The organism is Ascidiimonas aurantiaca (assembly GCF_037646345.1).
Lineage (GTDB): Bacteria > Bacteroidota > Bacteroidia > Flavobacteriales > Flavobacteriaceae > Ascidiimonas > Ascidiimonas aurantiaca.
The window spans coordinates 96680-115121 of the sequence record NZ_JBBEWR010000002.1 but is presented as its reverse complement, the minus strand read 5'-3'; the positions used below and the strand labels follow the sequence as shown (position 1 = coordinate 115121).

Annotated in this window: 15 protein-coding genes; 8 read left to right on the top strand and 7 right to left on the bottom strand. The window is 37.9% G+C overall.

Translation table 11 applies throughout. The features are described 5' to 3' along the window. Positions 1–181: 181 nt before the first annotated feature. Positions 182–3313 (top strand): SusC/RagA family TonB-linked outer membrane protein, encoded by a 3132-nt coding sequence (locus WAO84_RS02960; protein ID WP_340063543.1) that lies wholly within the window; start codon positions 182–184, stop codon positions 3311–3313. A 28-nt stretch (positions 3314–3341) separates the two neighbouring features. After that, entirely contained in the window at positions 3342–4976 is a 1635-nt protein-coding gene (locus WAO84_RS02955; protein ID WP_340063542.1) for a RagB/SusD family nutrient uptake outer membrane protein, read from the top strand. A gap of 538 nt (positions 4977–5514) precedes the next feature. Here the strand turns inward: WAO84_RS02955 and WAO84_RS02950 are convergent. After that, complete coding sequence (locus tag WAO84_RS02950; RefSeq protein ID WP_340063541.1) at positions 5515–6216, bottom strand: rhomboid family intramembrane serine protease; 702 nt, start codon at positions 6214–6216, stop codon at positions 5515–5517. An 87-nt stretch (positions 6217–6303) separates the two neighbouring features. Here WAO84_RS02950 and WAO84_RS02945 point away from each other — a divergent pair, with 87 nt between their 5' ends. Continuing rightward, positions 6304–7584: a replication-associated recombination protein A gene (locus WAO84_RS02945; RefSeq protein WP_340063540.1), complete on the top strand. Its 1281-nt coding sequence runs from the start codon at positions 6304–6306 to the stop codon at positions 7582–7584. On the opposite strand, the gene WAO84_RS02940 is transcribed toward WAO84_RS02945, so the two are convergent. The 4 genes from WAO84_RS02940 to radC are packed head-to-tail and all read right to left on the bottom strand — an operon-like array spanning position 7581 to position 11067. Beyond that, the gene (locus WAO84_RS02940; RefSeq protein WP_340063539.1) at positions 7581–8345 is read right to left on the bottom strand and encodes a hypothetical protein; all 765 of its coding nucleotides are present in this window, start codon (positions 8343–8345) and stop codon (positions 7581–7583) included. The genes WAO84_RS02945 and WAO84_RS02940 overlap by 4 nt on opposite strands. A 3-nt stretch (positions 8346–8348) precedes the next feature. Next, a complete protein-coding gene (locus WAO84_RS02935; RefSeq protein ID WP_340063538.1) occupies positions 8349–9035 on the bottom strand; it encodes a YjjG family noncanonical pyrimidine nucleotidase in 687 nt (228 codons plus the stop codon). Next, positions 9025–10326, bottom strand: coding sequence for a polysaccharide deacetylase family protein (locus WAO84_RS02930; protein WP_479686283.1), 1302 nt, complete (start codon positions 10324–10326; stop codon positions 9025–9027). The genes WAO84_RS02935 and WAO84_RS02930 overlap by 11 nt, the downstream gene beginning before the upstream one ends. Positions 10327–10368: 42 nt before the next feature. Next, positions 10369–11067 (bottom strand): RadC family protein, encoded by a 699-nt coding sequence (radC, locus tag WAO84_RS02925; protein WP_340063536.1) that lies wholly within the window; start codon positions 11065–11067, stop codon positions 10369–10371. A 57-nt stretch (positions 11068–11124) separates the two neighbouring features. Between radC and WAO84_RS02920 the strand changes: the two genes are divergently transcribed. Beyond that, a complete protein-coding gene (locus WAO84_RS02920) occupies positions 11125–11577 on the top strand; it encodes a DUF1569 domain-containing protein (RefSeq protein ID WP_340063535.1) in 453 nt (150 codons plus the stop codon). A gap of 43 nt (positions 11578–11620) precedes the next feature. On the opposite strand, the gene WAO84_RS02915 is transcribed toward WAO84_RS02920, so the two are convergent. Further along, positions 11621–12973 carry a UDP-N-acetylmuramate--L-alanine ligase gene (locus tag WAO84_RS02915; protein WP_340063534.1) on the bottom strand — a complete coding sequence of 451 codons (1353 nt, stop codon included), beginning with the start codon at positions 12971–12973 and terminating at the stop codon, positions 11621–11623. 309 nt (positions 12974–13282) lie between these two features. Here WAO84_RS02915 and WAO84_RS02910 point away from each other — a divergent pair, with 309 nt between their 5' ends. From WAO84_RS02910 to WAO84_RS02895, 4 genes are all read left to right on the top strand, one after another. After that, positions 13283–14764 carry a DUF6734 family protein gene (locus tag WAO84_RS02910; RefSeq protein ID WP_340063533.1) on the top strand — a complete coding sequence of 494 codons (1482 nt, stop codon included), beginning with the start codon at positions 13283–13285 and terminating at the stop codon, positions 14762–14764. 69 nt (positions 14765–14833) lie between these two features. After that, positions 14834–15004, top strand: coding sequence for a hypothetical protein (locus WAO84_RS02905; protein ID WP_340063532.1), 171 nt, complete (start codon positions 14834–14836; stop codon positions 15002–15004). A 116-nt stretch (positions 15005–15120) separates the two neighbouring features. Beyond that, positions 15121–15318: a hypothetical protein gene (locus WAO84_RS02900; RefSeq protein ID WP_340063531.1), complete on the top strand. Its 198-nt coding sequence runs from the start codon at positions 15121–15123 to the stop codon at positions 15316–15318. A gap of 352 nt (positions 15319–15670) precedes the next feature. Beyond that, a complete protein-coding gene (locus WAO84_RS02895; protein ID WP_340063530.1) occupies positions 15671–17305 on the top strand; it encodes a vitamin K epoxide reductase family protein in 1635 nt (544 codons plus the stop codon). A gap of 10 nt (positions 17306–17315) precedes the next feature. On the opposite strand, the gene WAO84_RS02890 is transcribed toward WAO84_RS02895, so the two are convergent. Then, positions 17316–18278 (bottom strand): tetratricopeptide repeat protein, encoded by a 963-nt coding sequence (locus tag WAO84_RS02890; protein ID WP_340063529.1) that lies wholly within the window; start codon positions 18276–18278, stop codon positions 17316–17318. Positions 18279–18442 lie beyond the last annotated feature (164 nt).

The following is an 18442-nucleotide window of genomic DNA, read 5'->3' as shown; positions in this document are numbered from 1 at the left end:
GGAAATACACAGAGTAGATTACCGTAGCGGTAAAACCGGTAGTCTAACCTTTTACCATTAGTTCTAAACACCTGTGGGCTTGACAATTGCGCACTGAAATAATGTTAAACCTGAATAAAAAGAGTTTTTTTTTCTTTTTTTTTGCGATTTTTGTTAAAATTAACTTAAATCAATCGATCTTATGAAATTAAAGCTTTTCGCATCATTAGCGGTGTGTACGCTAATGCTTAATTTTTTATCGGCGCAGGAAAAAACCATAACAGGGAACGTTACTTCAGCCTCTGATGGTTTACCGCTACCGGGTGTTTCTGTAGTTGTAAAGGGAACATCTAAGGGAACCCAAACAGATTTTGACGGAAACTACTCTATTATTGTAAATGTAGGTGATGTTCTGTTATTTTCATATGTAAGTATGAAGAGTGTGGAGAGAGCAGTAAGTACATCTAATGTTATTAATGTAGCTATGGAAGATGACGTAGCTGCTCTAGATGAAGTTATTGTAACGGCTTACGGTACCACTACCAAGGAAGCATTTACCGGTTCTGCTAATGTAATAGGTGCAGAAGAGCTTCTTACAAGAAATGTTACTTCGCCTATTGCTGCTATTGAAGGTAGGGCCACCGGAGTACAATTTATAGCTGCAAATGGACAACCAGGTTCTTCGCCTGATATTGTGATAAGAGGTGTGGGTACCCTTAATGGTTCATCAGACCCATTGATCATAGTAGATGGTATTCAATACGAGGGTGATCTTAATACTATTAACCAGGAAGATATTGAATCATTTACGGTTCTTAAAGATGCGGCATCTACATCCTTATATGGGTCACGAGCTGCTAACGGAGTTATCATGATCACTACTAAATCCGGAGTTAAAGGAGGTGCGATCAAAGTAAATTTTTCTGCACAGACAGGTATAGTTACAAGGGCACTGCCATGGTATGAAGAGGTAACACCCGGCCAATACTATGAAACCATGTGGGAAGCACTGAGAAATTCAAGAGCTGGTGGTGGCGATCCTGCTTTTGCATCAGAAAACATCTATACCCAATTGGGATACAATCCATTTAACGTACCAAATGACCAGATTGTTGGTACAGACGGAAGGCTAAATCCTAATGCACAAGTTGTATATCAATCACTAGATTGGTATGATGCTTTAGAAAGAACGGGCGTACGTCAAAATTATAATGTAAATGTTGGTGGCGGTAGCGAAAAAAGCAAAGTATTCTTTTCTGCTTCTTATTTAAGTGAAGAATCATTTATTAGAAGAGCAGACTTTGAGCGTTTGACTATGCGTCTGAATGCAGAATTTGATGCTAAGGAATGGCTCACTCTTGGAGGTAGCGCCAACATTACTCTCTCAGAAGCTGTAGGGCCTACTGCTGCAGGAACAGGGAATATTGCCAACCCTTTCGGTTTTGCAAAAAATATAGGTTCCATATATCCTGTTTTTGTTAACGACCAACAGGGTAATCTAATCCGTGATGCTGCCGGTAATCCGGTTTTTGACAATGGAGAAGGCTTCTCAGAACTTAATATAGGCTCCAGGCCCGTCTTCCAGGGACGTCATGCCATTCAGGAACTCCTTTTAAATGATGAAAGAGATAAAGACAATACCTATGGTGTGAGATTGTATGCAGACTTTAAGCTCTTAGAAGGTTTAAACTTCAGGGTTAATTACGGTAGAGATATTAATGAAGGTCTCGAAAAAGAGTATGAAAACGCCCGTATTGGAGATGCTGACCCTACAGGTAGATATAGTGAAACCAGATTTAGAAGAGATGTTGAAAACTTTAATCAGATCTTAACTTACGTAAAAAGTTTTGGCGATCATAATTTAGATATTACTGCGGGGCACGAAAGCTTTGAAAGAACATTTTCAAGTAATAATGCCCTGGCAATAGAGCAGGTAGCAGAAGGTATTTTTGAGTTTGACAACTTCGCTCAACCTGTAAGTATAGGCGGATCTACTACAGTCAAGACACTCGAAGGGTATTTTTTAAGGACCAATTATAATTTCGACAATAAATATTTTTTAAGCGCATCAGTAAGAAGAGATGGCTCTTCTGTATTTGATGCCAAATCCAGATGGGGTACATTTTACTCTGTAGGTGGAGCCTGGATTCTTAGCCAGGAAAAATTTATGGAAAAAGTTCCTTTTGTTAACTTCTTAAAACTAAGAGCTTCTTATGGTGAAGTAGGAAATGATGATCTACTGGATTTCTTTATATCTCAGGCCAGATATACATTGACTTCCAATGCCGGCAGCCCGGCAATCGTGTGGTCTGATATAGGAAATGAAGATTTGCAGTGGGAAACTATTGAGAATTTTGATGTTGCAGTAGAATTTACGATGTTTAACAATTTCCTGGACGGTTCTGTTGAATATTATAAAAGAAGCTCTACCGATCTGCTTTTCAATGTACCCATTGCTTTAAGTAACGGGCTGAGCATTTTCCCTGATAATGCAGCAGATATGTTTAACTCTGGCTGGGAAATCGATCTAACAGGGCATATAGTAAATAAAAACGGCTTTAAGTGGGACCTAAACTTACAGGGATCAACATTCAAAAATGAGATCACCCGTATCCCTAACCCCATTGTTATTGAAGACATTAATCGTTGGGAAGAAGGCCGCTCAAGATTTGATTTCTTCCTGTTCCGTACGGCAGGTGTTGATCCTGAAAACGGCGATCAGTTATATTACCTATATGAGACAGATGCCGATGGTAACACTGTACCGGTTCTGGATGAGAATGGGGACCAGGAGACCACTAATGACTGGCGGGAGACCGAAAGAGCCTACACGGGTGATCGTTCTATTCCTGATTTTCTTGGCTCGGTTTTAAACAATTTCTCTTACAAAGGTTTTTCTTTTAGCTTTTTAATTACTTATGGTATAGGAGGTAAGTTTCTTGACAGAGGTTATGCTGCCATGATGCATAGCGGTACTTTCGGTCGCTCTTTACACCCTGATATTTTGAATGCATGGCGACAACCGGGTGATATTACTAATGTACCAAGAATGGAAAATGGAGACGTAACATTGGTTCAAACAGAATCTTCCAGGTTTTTAACCGATGCCTCTTTCTGGTCACTACGGAATGTAAACATAGGCTATGTTTTTGATGGTAGTATTGCCGAAGCTATTGATGTTGATAGTATAAGTATTAATCTTTCCGGAGAAAACTTATTTATAAAAAGTAAAAGAGATGGATTAAATCCGCAATTTAATTTGCAGGGAGATCCCGCAGGAAACGCCTTTAATCCTCCAAGGATTTTCTCTTTAGGTATAAATGTCGCATTTTAATTTGAATGTAAAAATTAAAAAAATGATCATGTTACGAAAAAAATATATTCCTTTATTGTTAAGTATAGCCTTGGCTATTACTTCCTGTTCTAAAGATTTTTTAGAAACAACCCCTACGGATGCTATTTCGGAAAAAGATGCCTTAGCAACCGCTGAAAATATGTCACGTATTATTGACGGGCTGCATCGTTTTCAATATGCACAACCTCAGACCTTAATTCCCGGGAGTACCAGTGCACGGTCCGGTAACCACTATTGGGTACCCCTGGGCGATAATATGTCCGGAGGTGTTATTCATAGCGCCCGGGCAAATAATTTAGGCTGGCAGGATGAATTGCAATGGATATCGCATACACAGGAATTTTCAAATACTTCCGAGCAATTATGGTACCAGCGTTACCATGTTATTGGTAGCGTTAATAAAATAATTAATGCTGCTGCCATCGGTAATATACCAGAAGATGAAAGATTAAGAGAGGTTTTGGGCCAGGCGCATACCTATAGAGCTTTTGCTTATTTTTCCTTAGTTACGCATTATGCCAGAGGATACCTGATCGGGAACCCGCAATCAGATGCAGGTGTGCCAATACTGTTTACCACAGAGTCGCCTTTTACCAGTGAACCGAGATCTACTGTACAGCAAGTGTATGATCAAATACTTGATGATCTTGATACGGCCATTACCTATTTTGAAAACGCAACTCAAAGATCTCCATCACGAAGAGAACAGCTTAATATCAACGTTGCTTACGGGTTACTGGCAAGAGTAGCTTTATCTATGGGTGACTGGCAAACGGCTGCTGATGCCGCTGTGGAGGCACGTGCTGGCTTCCGGTTAATGAATGAAGCAGAATACAAGTCAGGCTTCAATTCGTTCTCTCTTCCCGAGGTTATTTGGGGAAGTGAGGTGATTGAAACAGAAACCGTATTTTTCCGCTCCTATTTTTATTGGATATCTAACGATTTCCAGGGAAGCCAGATCAGGAATAATCCAAAGATCATTGACAGAAGATTGTATAACCAAATACCTGATACAGATTATAGAAAAGATCTGTTTTTAGCAGATGCTCCCAACACCAATACATCTGCAGCCAATGGCGAAGGCGGGTTTGGAAATGATCCCAATTATACAGATGAGGATCTTTTTAATCAAAGGGACGCGGAAATAAGAGCAACATATAATATATCCTCCAGACATAATCTTCACCCGTATATGCACGTGAAATTCCGTCAGGAAACCCCTGGTACTAATGCACCGGATGACATTATTTATATGCGTTCTTCTGAAATGTATCTTATTGAAGCCGAAGCCCATGCCATGCTAGGTAATATCGGGCCCGCCCAGGCAGCACTTGATGTGTTAGGCTCTGCCCGGGATAGTAATTATGATGCTTCTATTTACAACACTCAATCGGCATTGATGGATCATATTAAGTTTCAGCGCGGTGTAGAACTATGGGGAGAAGGATTTTTATATACCGATAAAATACGTTGGGACGAAGGTATTGACCATGCCGCCGATGGAGGTTCTGGGGCATCACAAGTTCTTTACCAGGCTGGTTTTCAACAGGAAAGACCATCAGTTAATAATGAGTGGATTTTTAAAATCCCTCAAAGAGAAATTGATGCCAATCCAAACCTAACTAATAATGATCAGAATTAATATGAGTTCTATATAAAAAACTCATTCTTAAAACAAGAAAAGCAGGATGTTTAGCAAACTAAAATATTGAATTTCAAAATATTGCTAAACATCCTGCTTAATATTTCTGCAAGCGGGAAATTTCTTTGTACGAAAAAAAACATATCAAAAGGGAAAACACAACAGGGCTTTAAGAGTACCAATATCTTTATTTCTCTGTGTTGTAAACTGAGTAACGGTATTGCTGCCTGTGGTAGCCCATGCAAAGAATTTTGCTCTGGATGATTACTTCGATAGGTCTTGTCAATATCAAACAATTATACCGTTTTATAGTTGTAAAACTCACTATTTGATTATATTTAATTCTTTTAAATTAGTCTTTAAAACCACCTGAATTTAGGTGGTTTTTTTACGCCACTACGACAATTAAAAAATCTTTAAGTAAATGTAGTTACCAATGCATTTTGAAATGGCAATACTCAATAAGCATATCCGTGAGTTATTTAAACATTTTTGTTGCTTGTAATACCTTCCGGTAGAAAGTGCCGCGTCAGATAATTCAGCCTACATCATGAGAGTCTTCATTTTTTCTTCTCTCCAGTTCACTGGTGGGTATAAAATTACCGTCTTCATCAAAATGTTTTAAGAAGGCATCTTCTGTTTCTCTATTATTTTCCTGATCTGGGATCGTTTCTACAGAATGTGTTCCTTGAAACACCAGTGAAAATAGCAGACCGGTAACAAAACCTGCAAGATGGCCCTCCCAGGAGATACCGTCATCTATAGGGAAAAGATACCAGATAAGACTTCCGTAAAGGAAAACAACAATTAAAGAAACCGCTATCAAGCGGTAGTATCCGGTAAATATACCTTTGAAGAACATAAAACTCGTAAGCAAATATATCAGTCCGCTGGCCCCAATATGATATGCATCCCTACCTATGAGCCATGTAAGTATTCCCGATAATAATATCCCGTATAAAATAATCTTCTCGCTAATACTGCGATAAAAATAGATAAGAGACCCCATAAGTAATAACAAAGGGAATGTATTGTTGTATAAATGTTCGGCTGAGCTATGAATAAAAGGACTAAAAACCACCCCTTTTAGTCCTGAGATTGTCCTGGGGCGTATCCCATAACTGGTAAAGTCAAAACCAAAGCGTATTTCAAACCAATATACTACCCAAATACATAAAACGGCAAGGAAAGGATATACGATCACTCTGTTTGAAAATGTAAAACCGGAAACCTCTTTCATAGGCATTATTTTTCTAATAATAATCAAAAACAACTCCAAAAAAATACATGTGAAAAAATGTCATGTAAATATTAGTACATTTGAAATATGAATGAACCTTTAGCAGAACGGGTACGGCCTAAAAGCCTGAGTGAATATGTAAGTCAAAAACACCTGGTGGGTGAAACAGGTGTGCTTACCATGCAAATTAAAAAAGGGAGTATTCCTTCACTTATTTTATGGGGCCCTCCCGGAACAGGCAAGACTACGCTTGCCCATATTATTGCGAATGAATCTAAAAGACCTTTTTATACACTCAGTGCCATTAGTTCAGGGGTGAAAGATGTAAGAGAGGTCATTGAAAAAGCCAAAACTAGTGGCGGGCTCTTTACTACAGCCAACCCTATTCTTTTTATAGACGAGATTCACAGATTTAGTAAATCACAACAAGACTCCCTGTTAGGTGCCGTAGAAAAAGGATGGGTTACTCTTATTGGGGCTACTACAGAGAATCCCAGTTTTGAAGTTATACCTGCATTGTTATCCCGGTGTCAAGTGTATGTGCTCAAACCGTTTGACAAAGACGATCTTTTAGCTTTATTACAACGGGCTATGGAAACCGACCCTGAAATAAAAAGGGAAAAAATTGAAATAAAGGAATCGGAAGCTTTATTGCGTTTATCGGGAGGAGATGGCCGTAAACTTCTCAATATTTTTGAATTACTCATTAATACAGGGCATCAGGACGAGAATATTGTAATCACTAATGAAATGGTACTTCAAAAAGTACAAAAAAATACGGTTTTATACGACAAGACAGGCGAACAGCATTACGATATTATTTCTGCCTTTATTAAATCTATAAGGGGTAGTGATCCCAATGGGGCCGTTTACTGGCTTGCCCGGATGATCGAAGGCGGAGAAGATGTTAAATTTATTGCCCGAAGAATGCTCATAGCTGCTTCTGAAGATATTGGTAACGCCAACCCTACAGCGCTGGTAATCGCTAATAATACTTTTCAGGCAGTTACTGCTGTAGGTTATCCCGAAGCAAGGATCATCTTAAGTCAATGTGCCATTTACCTAGCCACTTCTCCTAAGAGCAATGCTACTTATACTGCTGTTAATGAAGCCATAAGAAATGTAAAAGAAACCGGAGACCTTAGTGTTCCGTTGCATCTTAGAAACGCTCCTACCAAATTAATGAAAGACCTTGGTTATGGAAAAGAGTATAAATATGCCCATGATTATGAGCGCAATTTCGCAGAACAGGAATTCCTGCCTGATGAACTCTCCGGAACCATTTTTTATATACCGGGTACATCTCCAAGAGAAACTGCGGTAAAAGAATTTTTAAAGTCGCGTTGGAAAGACAAATACTCGTATTAAAATTTCACATCGTATGACTCCTGTACCATGTGGTCTCCCTCATAAAACTCAGCTATCCATATCGATCCCTTTTTATAAAAAACCCCTTTTTTATTCTTTATAATGAACAAGGTGTTCATAGAAGTTTTTAACAGACTAAAAACCACCTTGGGGGTAGTATCAACCAACTGTAATACTGTCCCTTTATATTGAGCATATAGTAAAGGGTATGTACCGGCTGCTTCCGGAAAAGCAACTACTTGCACTTCAGGAATTATTTCTTCCTGAGCGATCTCTTTTGTATTTACTTCGTTTTCAGATAAAGCTACCTGGGAGGTTTGTGGCGAATAGGTATAGTTAAGCTCCTCAACCGACAAAAATGCATCCCGGAGTGCATTGTGATATGAGATTTTGAAGTCCTTTTCTTTGCTTCTTCCTTCTTTAGAAGTAAAAACAATGTTTCCCTTGCAATCTTCCAGGGTAACGGTTAATCGGGTTGCAAACATGCTGGAGCGATCCGTAACATTTGCTTTCAGCGCCAGACAATAATCGGAACTAAGATCAGGAGGATAGGTTTCCTGATAGATTGTGTTGAAACCATACTTCTTGAAAAGAAACCCGGTTAGTGCATTTAAATCGTATTGATTAGCCGATTTCAGAAAATCGAACCGTTCAGGCACTATCACATATTTATAGGCATTTACGTCTCGTTGGGAAAACACTAAATTACTCAGCATTAGTGCGCCCATAAAAATAAACCGTTTTATGATCTCTGTATTCATTATTTAAAGATACTGTTTAATTTCAATCAGATCATTAATAATCACCCCATGCGCGTGAAGAGGCTCCTTATTTGAGTTGAGGTGAATAGTATGCATACCCACATTTCGTGCTCCAAGAATATCAGCCTCCAGATTATCACCTATCATTACAGACCTCTCGGGAGGCACATTGGCTTTGGAAAGGGCCAGTTCAAAAATAAAGGGGTTTGGTTTTTTAACTCCCGCCATTTCCGAATTAACCACTTTTGAGAAAAACTCCCGGATATGGGTATTTCTCAATTTTACTTCTTGTATTTCTTCAAAGCCATTAGTAATAATATGCAGCGTATATCTGGGTTTTAGGTATTGTAAAACGGTTTTTGCATTTTCGAGCAAATGGTTTGCCTGCGGCAACCTCTTAATATAGATGTCTGACAGCCAGTAAATAAAATCATCTTCTGCCTGAAAATCTAAAGCTTCAAAAGTGTCTTTAAGGCGTTTATATCTCAATAACTCTTTGCTTATTTTCTCTTCTCTGTACAGTTTCCAGTACTTAAAATTCAAAGGAGAATATATTTCCAGAAAATCAGAAATACTGAGATTTACGTTAAAATCATCAAAAATACTTTCAAAAGCTTTTTGAGAGTTCTTTTCAAAATCCCAAAGGGTATGGTCAAGATCAAAAAAAATATCAGTCACTTTATCTTTCACTTCCTAATTTCTTTACAAGTTCTTCATACACTTTTATATACCGGGGCCCGGAACTTCCGCCTAATACTTCGTTTGAAAACACTGTCATAAAAGTACCATTTACTTTTTTTACTTCCTCTGCTAATGTGGTGATTTTTTCCATGATCTGAGAAACCGATGTCTGGTTGATAAAGGAGTAGTCCTGAATACAAAACGGGTTCACTTTAAGCGGCAACTGCACTTCGTAACTAATGTCATAAAAATAAAAAGGAGAACAGGTACCGGCCCTGAAACCGGGATAATGTGTATATCCCATAGTATAATCCTCATTGAACTCTGCCTCTACTAACAGCTTATACGTTTCGGGTATATTAACGCGGTTGTATCTAAGACGTGCTCTTTTTACAGGACGGTTAATCACCTGTATGAGCCTTGATCTTCCCTTTTTCAACACTTCAAGGTTTTCATAAGAATCATAAGAAGCCATGAGTGAAACAATAGTATAATCTGCAATAGATTTGATCAATGATCTGAAACGGTGGTTAAATACGGAAATGTTTTTGTCGTACTGTGAATAATCTGCTATCAGCACAAAAAAAACAGATGGGATACCATACCTTTTATGCAGCTCCAATAAATCTGTAAAATTGTCATAGGGATCTTTCTGGAGACCTAATAAAACACCAAACCTTTTAAACATGCGCCTCCATTTAAAAGTAAAAAAGTCAAGGAGTGTGCCTCCTGTGGACCGTATAATACCGCGATGTTTAAAACAATGTGAAATAGCCACATCTACCAGCGAAACAAAAGAAAACGTATTTTGACTGAAAACAGCTTCGGGAAAACGTTCTTCAAGCGCCAAACGCAGTTTTTGTATCCATATGTCCACCACAGGCTTTTCCAGAAAACCTTCTTTAAATGCCATACTTTCCGTGGCCGGATAACGCCCATGACTGTCTTTTACATGAGGAAGGTATTCTTCATAACGGCTCAACATGTAAAAACTAGCCGCAAATAGATCGTAGGGAATATCGCTTCGCTGATTGGTCGGGAAGAAGCAGGGGGTTCCATCCCAAGAATATACCGTAACTTCCTGATCGGTTATTCCCTGCTCAAATAATAATTCATGGCTGCGAATAAAAAATTCTTTTTGTAAAGGCTGTCTGGAATAAGTTATCTTAGGGCCGCTATGTGCTATAAAATCTTCTACCCGAGTAGTAAAAGTAACGTCTATACCCAACATACGTACAAAGATATGTTTCATGATATAGACAAAACGCGGTGTGATCTTATGAGTGTAGATTAAAAGCATACAGTACATAAACCTTTACAGGATACCGTTATAACCCGATAGTTAGAGCATACCTGAATCGGCAAAGCTAAAATACGCTTTTTCAGCAATAATAATATGATCCAGCACTTTAATATCCAGACTCTCGCAAGCCGTTTTTATTTTAAGTGTGAGTTTTTTATCCGAATCACTGGGTTTTAAAGTTCCTGAAGGGTGATTATGTGCCATTATTAAAGAAGTGGCGTTCAACTCCAATGCCTGCTTAAGTACCAGCCGTACATCCACCAAGGTTCCCGTAATCCCTCCTTTACTCAATTGCAGGTACCGTATCACTTTATTAGAGTTGTTAAGATGTATTATCCAAAATTCTTCATGAGGTAATTCACCTAATATGGGGTACAAAAGTCCGAAAGCTTTTTTACTCGAATTAATCTGTTCTCTTTCGGGTAAGACCTCATACCTTCGTCTTCTTCCTAACTCCAGTGCTGCAGCAATGGTAACCGCTTTAGCCTCTCCTATACCACGAAATTCTTGTAATTGCTCAATACTGAGCCGCCCAAGTTCATTTAAGTTGTTTTGTGTGTAATGAAGAATACGTTTTGCCAGAGATACCGCACTTTCAGATGGACTCCCGGTACCCAGAAGAATAGCCAGCAATTCGGCATCTGTCAAAACATTTCTCCCTTTGGTCATGAGTTTCTCTCTGGGCCTATCACTTTCATGCCAGTCTTTTATGGAATAATGTGACGTTTTTTCCTTCACTTTTTTATCAGGGAAGATATAAAAATTATTGTAATTTAGAACTTCTAATTTTTATTTATGAAATCACTTTTTGAAGATACTGATATACAGGAGATAAAAAACCGAATTGATACATTGTCGGAAAATAGTACGCCTTCCTGGGGAGAGATGACAGTATCTCAAATGTTGGCACATTGTCAGGTACCTTTACGTATTTCTCTGGGCGATAGGGTATTTACATCCAAAATAAGCGGTTTCAAAAAATTCATGTTCTCTCTTTTCAAAAAAACACTTTATAACGACAAGCCCTGGAAGAAAAACCTACCCACTGCCAAAGAACTCAAGATTAGTGACGCCAAAGACTTTGCTGAAGAAAAAGCAAAACTACTTGAACTTATAGAACTGTTCCACCAACAAAGAACAAAAACAGACTGGCCTGTGCATTCTGTTTTCGGGAAGTTCACACCAGAGCAATGGGGTAAAATGCAATACAAACATCTGGATCATCATCTAACCCAGTTTAATACATAGCTGAAAAGGCTTCACAGCCAGGTTCTCATTCGGAAAAATATGATTATAGCAGCGATCTCAGGTTATCAAAGTCCAGACCTCCGTAGTCTCCTGAACTCATAAGCAATACTACTGTATTTTCTAACGGGTACTCTAAAAGAAAAGTTTTAAAACCCCGGGCATCTGTTATGACGGTAAGATCCTTTCTTGAAAAAGCACTGGTAATACGCTCCGGAGTAATTGCTTCGAGCTTTTTAATTTTTAGTGCTTCGGGTGTATAGAAAACAACTGCTTCATCTGCCTGGTCAAGCATTCCCGAATACTGGTCAATAAAAGAGTGGTTAAGGCTGCTATAGGTATGCAACTCCAGACACGCCAGTAGTTTTTTATCAGGATACTGCTGCCTGACTGCTTTCACGGTAGCTCCCACTTTGCTTGGCGCATGCGCAAAATCTTTAAAAATTACCGTTTTTGGGTTTTCAGCTATTTTTTCAAGTCGTTTATCAGCTCCTCTAAATGAGCCTATAGCTTCGTAAAAGTCGGCTTCGTCTATACCCATGTGCTGGCATATCCATTTTGCACCGGAAAGATTATTTAGATTGTGTCTGCCAAAGATTTCAACAGGAAGTTCTCCTTCAGAAGTTTCAATAAGCGTTTGTCCATTGTCAATACGATAGTTATGGGTAATATACCCGTGTTTACGAATCGTATTCTGAGAAGTCTCTACTACTTCTTTAACGATCTCGTCTTCCAGGTTGTACACCATAATACCTCCGCGTACAACGCTATCTGTGAATATACGAAACTGATCTATATAATCTTCAAATGTAGGGAACACATTAATATGATCCCAGGCTATGCCACTTATAAGTGCTATGTTAGGTTGGTACAAATGAAATTTGGGCCTTCGGTCTATGGGAGATGCCAGATATTCATCTCCTTCCAATACAATAAAATCATTTTCATCTGTTAGGTGTACCATAGTATCAAAGCCATCTAATTGAGCGCCAACCAGATAATCTACTTCCCGCTCATGATAGTTCATCACATGGAGTATCATAGACGTAATCGTTGTTTTACCGTGGCTTCCCCCAATAACTACCCTCGTTTTATGTTTCGATTGTTCATAGATAAACTCGGGGTAAGAAAAAACACGAATCCCCATAGATTGGGCTTTCAGCAATTCAGAATTATCTGCACGTGCATGCATACCTACAATTACTGCATCCAGATCTTCATTTATTTTTTCAGGAAACCACCCTTCTTCTTCAGGTAGCAGGTTCTCTTTTAAAAGGCGTGACCGGGAAGGTTCAAAAATGGTATCATCACTTCCGGTAATTATATATCCTTTAGCGTGCAATGCCAGTGCGAGATTGTGCATGGCACTTCCGCCAATTGAAATAAAATGGATTTTCATGAAATAACGATCATTTTGCTCTGCAAATATAGGACGATGCTTTGTAATACGTACATTCAAAACACATAGAATATCATACTTTATTTTCTCTGTGAATCACTTTTATTCGAGACTCATAACAAATACCAGCTATAAAAAGCAAGATCAGGAAGTAACTATTTCTTTTAAAACGTATAAAGCTACATTTTGATTAAGAATATTATTAAATTATTCTTAAAATATTGGAAGGTTATTTAAATTTTACAAAATTGCGGTCTTTTCTTTCAAAAAAGAAAGAAAATAATTTTTTTAATAGTATAAAAAAGCATCATGAGGATAGTACAGACTTTCTGGTCGGGAAAAAAACCAGATCCACTGAGATCCTATTATGGCTGGGCAGCCCCCAAGTATCATTGGCTTGGTTGGATATTAAGCAGTAATCAACTTATCAAGTATTATGATGAAGTAGAACTCTATACCGACAGACAGGGATACGATATACTCATTAATAAACTGAAGCTTCCCTACACCAAAGTTCATGTAGGTCTTGATGAATTAAACACCTACGATTCTGATCTCTGGGCCCTTCCTAAAATATACACATACAGCCTTCAGGACGAGCCGTTTTTACATGTAGATGGTGATGTATTTGTTTGGGAACGATTTCCAGATGACTTGTTAACATCTCCCCTTATCGCTCAAAACCTGGAAAGGGAAACCAAACACTACAAAAAAATGTTAGAGGGGCTTAACAAACATATTCTTTTTTATCCCCCAGAAATTCAGGAGGAATTTGATAAAGGAGAGACCGTCAAAATGTACAATATGGGGATTACGGGCGGGAACAACATTGCTTTTTTTAAAGAATATGTAAAGAAAGCCTTTGATTTTGTAGATAAAAACGCTCCCGTACTTGATAAAATATGCCGGTTTAACTTCAATATATTCTTTGAACAACTTTTGTTTTATTGTCTGGCTCAAAAAGAAAACCGGGAAGTGGGATGCCTGATTAAAAAAGTATTAGAAGACAGTGGCTACGGATATAAAGATCTGGGAGCTTTTGAGGAAGTACCGTTAAGGCGTACTTATCTGCATCTTTTGGGTGATTTCAAAAGAAATGTGAATATCTGCAGAAACATGGAAACTTATATTCTTCATGAATACCCGGAATACCTTGAGAGACTTTCGAAGTTAATGCCAAAAACATTCACCTACCTAAATGGTAACGAAAATCTCTTTTCTTTAAAAAAGCTATCAGATAAAGAGATCCTCTCCTCCTTTTATGAAGTAGCCATTCAGCAGGAAAAAACTATAGTGGCTCCCATGCCTAACCAAATAGACAATGAATTCTTAAACGCTTATGTGAAAAATCAATCCCCTTCTTCTACCTACCTGCTTGGCAGAGATGTTGCCAGCAAAATAGGATGTCATACATTTTTGAAAATTACAGAACAAAAAGAAGATTTTCTGCTCTACAAGCTTCAGGAAAATGCCATGGTAGAGGTTGATTTTATGGAGAAAATCTCGCCACTGGCGGTTAATAATTCAACAAAAGTTGATCTGGTAAGTGATGCATGCGTAGTACTGGTATGCGAAATAGACGGCCACACTTCAGAGTATATTATTGATGAGATTGACCAGGTAATACTGGAAGAACTGGAAAAACCAATCAGGTACAGTGAATTTCTCGACAAAATGTTACAATACGTAGATATGGAAAACCCCGAAAACACGGTAGGGGATTTCATTATGCTAATGAACAACCGTTTACATGACTTAATAGCAAAAAAAGTGATAGCACTCAAAATATAAGTTACGTAGCTTTTAGGTGATTGCCGAAAAACCTTTAAAAGAGTAGGCCTAATTCTAATAAAAATTAAAATGAAAAAGTTGAGTATTAAAGACGTTAAAAACGTGATCTCCAAAGATGCCATGAGAAAAATTACTGGAGGTTCAGGTGGCGGTTGTCCTTCAGGACAATTCAAATGTACTTGTAACGGAAGAGATTTTGGATGTGTATCTTCTATCCAAAGTTGCTGGAATAAGTGCTAATTAACCAAAGCTTATGAAAGGAGGAGATTGCTCCTCCTTTCAATATGCTAGCCTCCCACTGTAAACTCGTAACCTGACTAGCATATTAAACGTAAAAAACTTTAAAACACTGAGAAATGAAAAAAATAAGCATTAAAAACATAGGAACCAGTATTCCCAAAAACGAAATGCGTAAAATATCAGGTGGTCGCCAAATAGGGCTGGCCCCCGAAAACGCTGATTCCGATTGCGCTGAAGGAAGTTTTAAATGTACCTGTAACGGCAAAGATTTTGGATGTGTAACGTCCATCTCAGAATGTTGGAACAAATGCTAGAAACTGAAAGACAGAAAAATTCAAAATTCAGTTTCTTTGCTTTTGTACTTCTAAAACCCATGCGATTTCCTTTTAGAAACATTAACTAAAATAGCTGTCAGTTTGTAAAAAATCTTCTATATATTAGATGTAGTTTAATTCTAAGAAGGTATGTATCTCGTAATGTTTTTAAAGATATGAAACTGTGGGTTTTGTTTATTGGCAGCTAAATACTTTTTTAACCTCTCAGGTATATAAATGAGGCTGTCAAACATTGTATATAACCAAATGTATTGAAAAACCCATTCATTTCAGGCACTATACAAGCTGTTTTACATTATTTCGGTATCTGCCCTTTTAATTTGTAAAGTCTATGAAAAATGCAAGTCCTTTCGAATTTATGATTCGATATCTTAAAAAGGAAAAAATACTTATTGATTTTGAAGAATATAAATTTCAGACAGAAACCCATCCCGACTATCCTTCTCTTCTCTCGTTTAGTGAGTCTTTAAGCTTTTTTAATATTGATAATGTTGCCACTCAGGTACCAAAAGATCAGATAGATCTTTTACCTGATAATTTTATTGCGCTGCTCGATGCGAAAAACGGATCGCAATACCTTACTTTCGTATCGCGGGAAGGCAACGGCTTTAGTTATTATTACGATGGTAACATGCAATATCTTGACAAAGAACCCTTTACCAAAAAATGGACAGGGATCATTCTCATTGCCGAAAAAACAGAAGATACACAAACATCGGAAACAAAAAGTAAAATCCCTTTCGGAATACTTTTCCCTGTTCTTGCGATCCCTGCTTTAATAGCAGTATTTATACTAAGTAATAATTGGGCCTTTACTTCCTTCTTTCTTTTTACTTTTCTGGGTATTTTCCTGGCAGTTGAGGCTCTTAAGCAGGAGTTTGGCATGACCAAAACACTTACCTCTGGAGTTTGTACTGTTTCCTCAACTACCGATTGTGAATCGGTTATCACCTCAGTAAAAGCCAAATTCTTGGGAGTAATAGGGCTCAGCGATGTAAGTATTTCATTCTTTTCCGCTCAATTACTCAACATAGCTCTTATAGGAACCGGAGTATTGGCAGGATACTTTGCACAATTATCCCTATTAAGTCTATTAATTGCTATTCCTGTTACCATATATTCTTTTTACTACCAATACCGAATTGCTAAAAAGTGGTGCCCAATATGTTTAGGTATTGCCGGTACACTCTATGTACAGGCACTGTTTCTTTTTCTGGCCGGCACCCCCGTGAGTATCCCGGTACAGGCTACGGCCATTTCTGTTTTTGTTTTGATAAACCTTGCCTCTCTTATGGTATGGATGGGTCTGAAACCTTATATTAAAGAATATTTTGATCTGAAATCAGCTAATATGGCAGCAGTACGTTTCAAAAGAAATTATCCTCTGTTTAAAAACACTCTGGTTTCTTCAAGACAAATAGAATACCATACATTAGAGTCAACCCTGGCACTGGGAAATCCCGATGCCCCCTTAAAACTTAGTATGGTTACTAATCCCTTTTGCGGGTATTGTAAAGGTGCTCATGAGTCTGTACACAAAATCCTTAAACGATACGGGAAAAATGTTCGTATTAATATACGGTTTAGCGTTGACCCTGAAAACGCCGATGAAAATTCATTGGGTATTCATCAACGTCTTGTGGAAATTTATCGTGATGAAGGACAAGAAGGGCTCTTAACAGCTATGGACACATGGTTTAACAATAAAAATATAGATAATTGGTTTTCTGAATATGGAAAACCAGATGAAAAGAATGCAGAGGGTATAAACAATCTTCTAAAAATGCAAAGAGATCAGAATTTTACTAACGAACTCATGTTTACACCGGCATTTATAATAGGTGAACATTTGTATCCTTCAGTTTACAATCACACAGACCTTATAAATTTTATAGGAGAAATGGAAGAGGATGAAGATATTTTAATTGGTATAAGCAAAGTGGAAAACGAAGTAACACAAGATTAAATATAAAATACTAAATAGTGCTGATGCGCTTTTTCTCTTTGGCAGCTTCTTCAAATCCGGGGTGTTTATCCAAAGCTTTGTCCACCCATTTAAGCGCATTGGCTTTATCGCCTTTGTGCCTGTATATTTGTGCAATTCTATAATAGGCCCATTCTACAGGAACACCGTCCTTAACCGAATAATTTTCAATATACGTATTTAGGCACTGTATGCCCTTATCTAACTGAATATTATAATCGGCACACACCTTTCCTATTTGATAGTGCAAAGCGTTACGGTTATGCTTTTTTTGCGCTTCTTCCATAGTTTGAATAGCCTTATCGGGCTCTCCTGTTTTCTTTTCATAAAGAGTAGCTAACTTTTCGTAACAGGTAACAGACCCTCCTACTCTTACCGCATTTCTATAATATTCTTCTGCTTTCACGGGTTCATTATCGTACTCATAAATATACCCCTTGGCTAAAAAGCCATCTACCTTTGAAAGTGCCTCCAGTTCTTCAGCATATTTCAATGATTTTTTCTTACTGCCACCTAAAACTCCCGGTAACTGCATATATAATTCCACCAGGGCCCACCTGGCTTCAATATGTGTAGGATCTAACTCAGCAGCTTTGATAAAAGAAGATTTAATGTCCCCGATGAGGCCAATAGCCTTTAATTTGTTTTCAAGGGCTTTCATGCCTATAACACCACCATATTTATAGTGGTAGTTTGCCACATCTGGGTGACGATCTCTTAATTTTTTATAGTAAACTGCTGCTTTTCCCCAATTTTTCTGATGACCATAAACATCTCCCAGTTTTTCCAGTAAAGCTGAGCTATCATTTCCATCCTGGAACGCTTTCTTTAAAACCGCTTCTGCCTGTACATATTTCTTCTCAGATATAAGAGCGTCTGCCCGGGATACCAAAGCCTCCTGGCCAAAAAAATAAAACGGGAACAAACAGAAAAGAATAATTGCGTTTTTCATCATACATTTACTTATCTCAGGCGTGCAAAATGAAAAAAATAAGAGTGAAGTTATATTAATGTTCTGTTAAAATAAAATTAAACTTTATGACAATTTCATCCGAAAATTTACGCTTTTTGTCGAAAATTTCAACAATAAAACCGTAATTCGGGCGATTTATTGCTTCT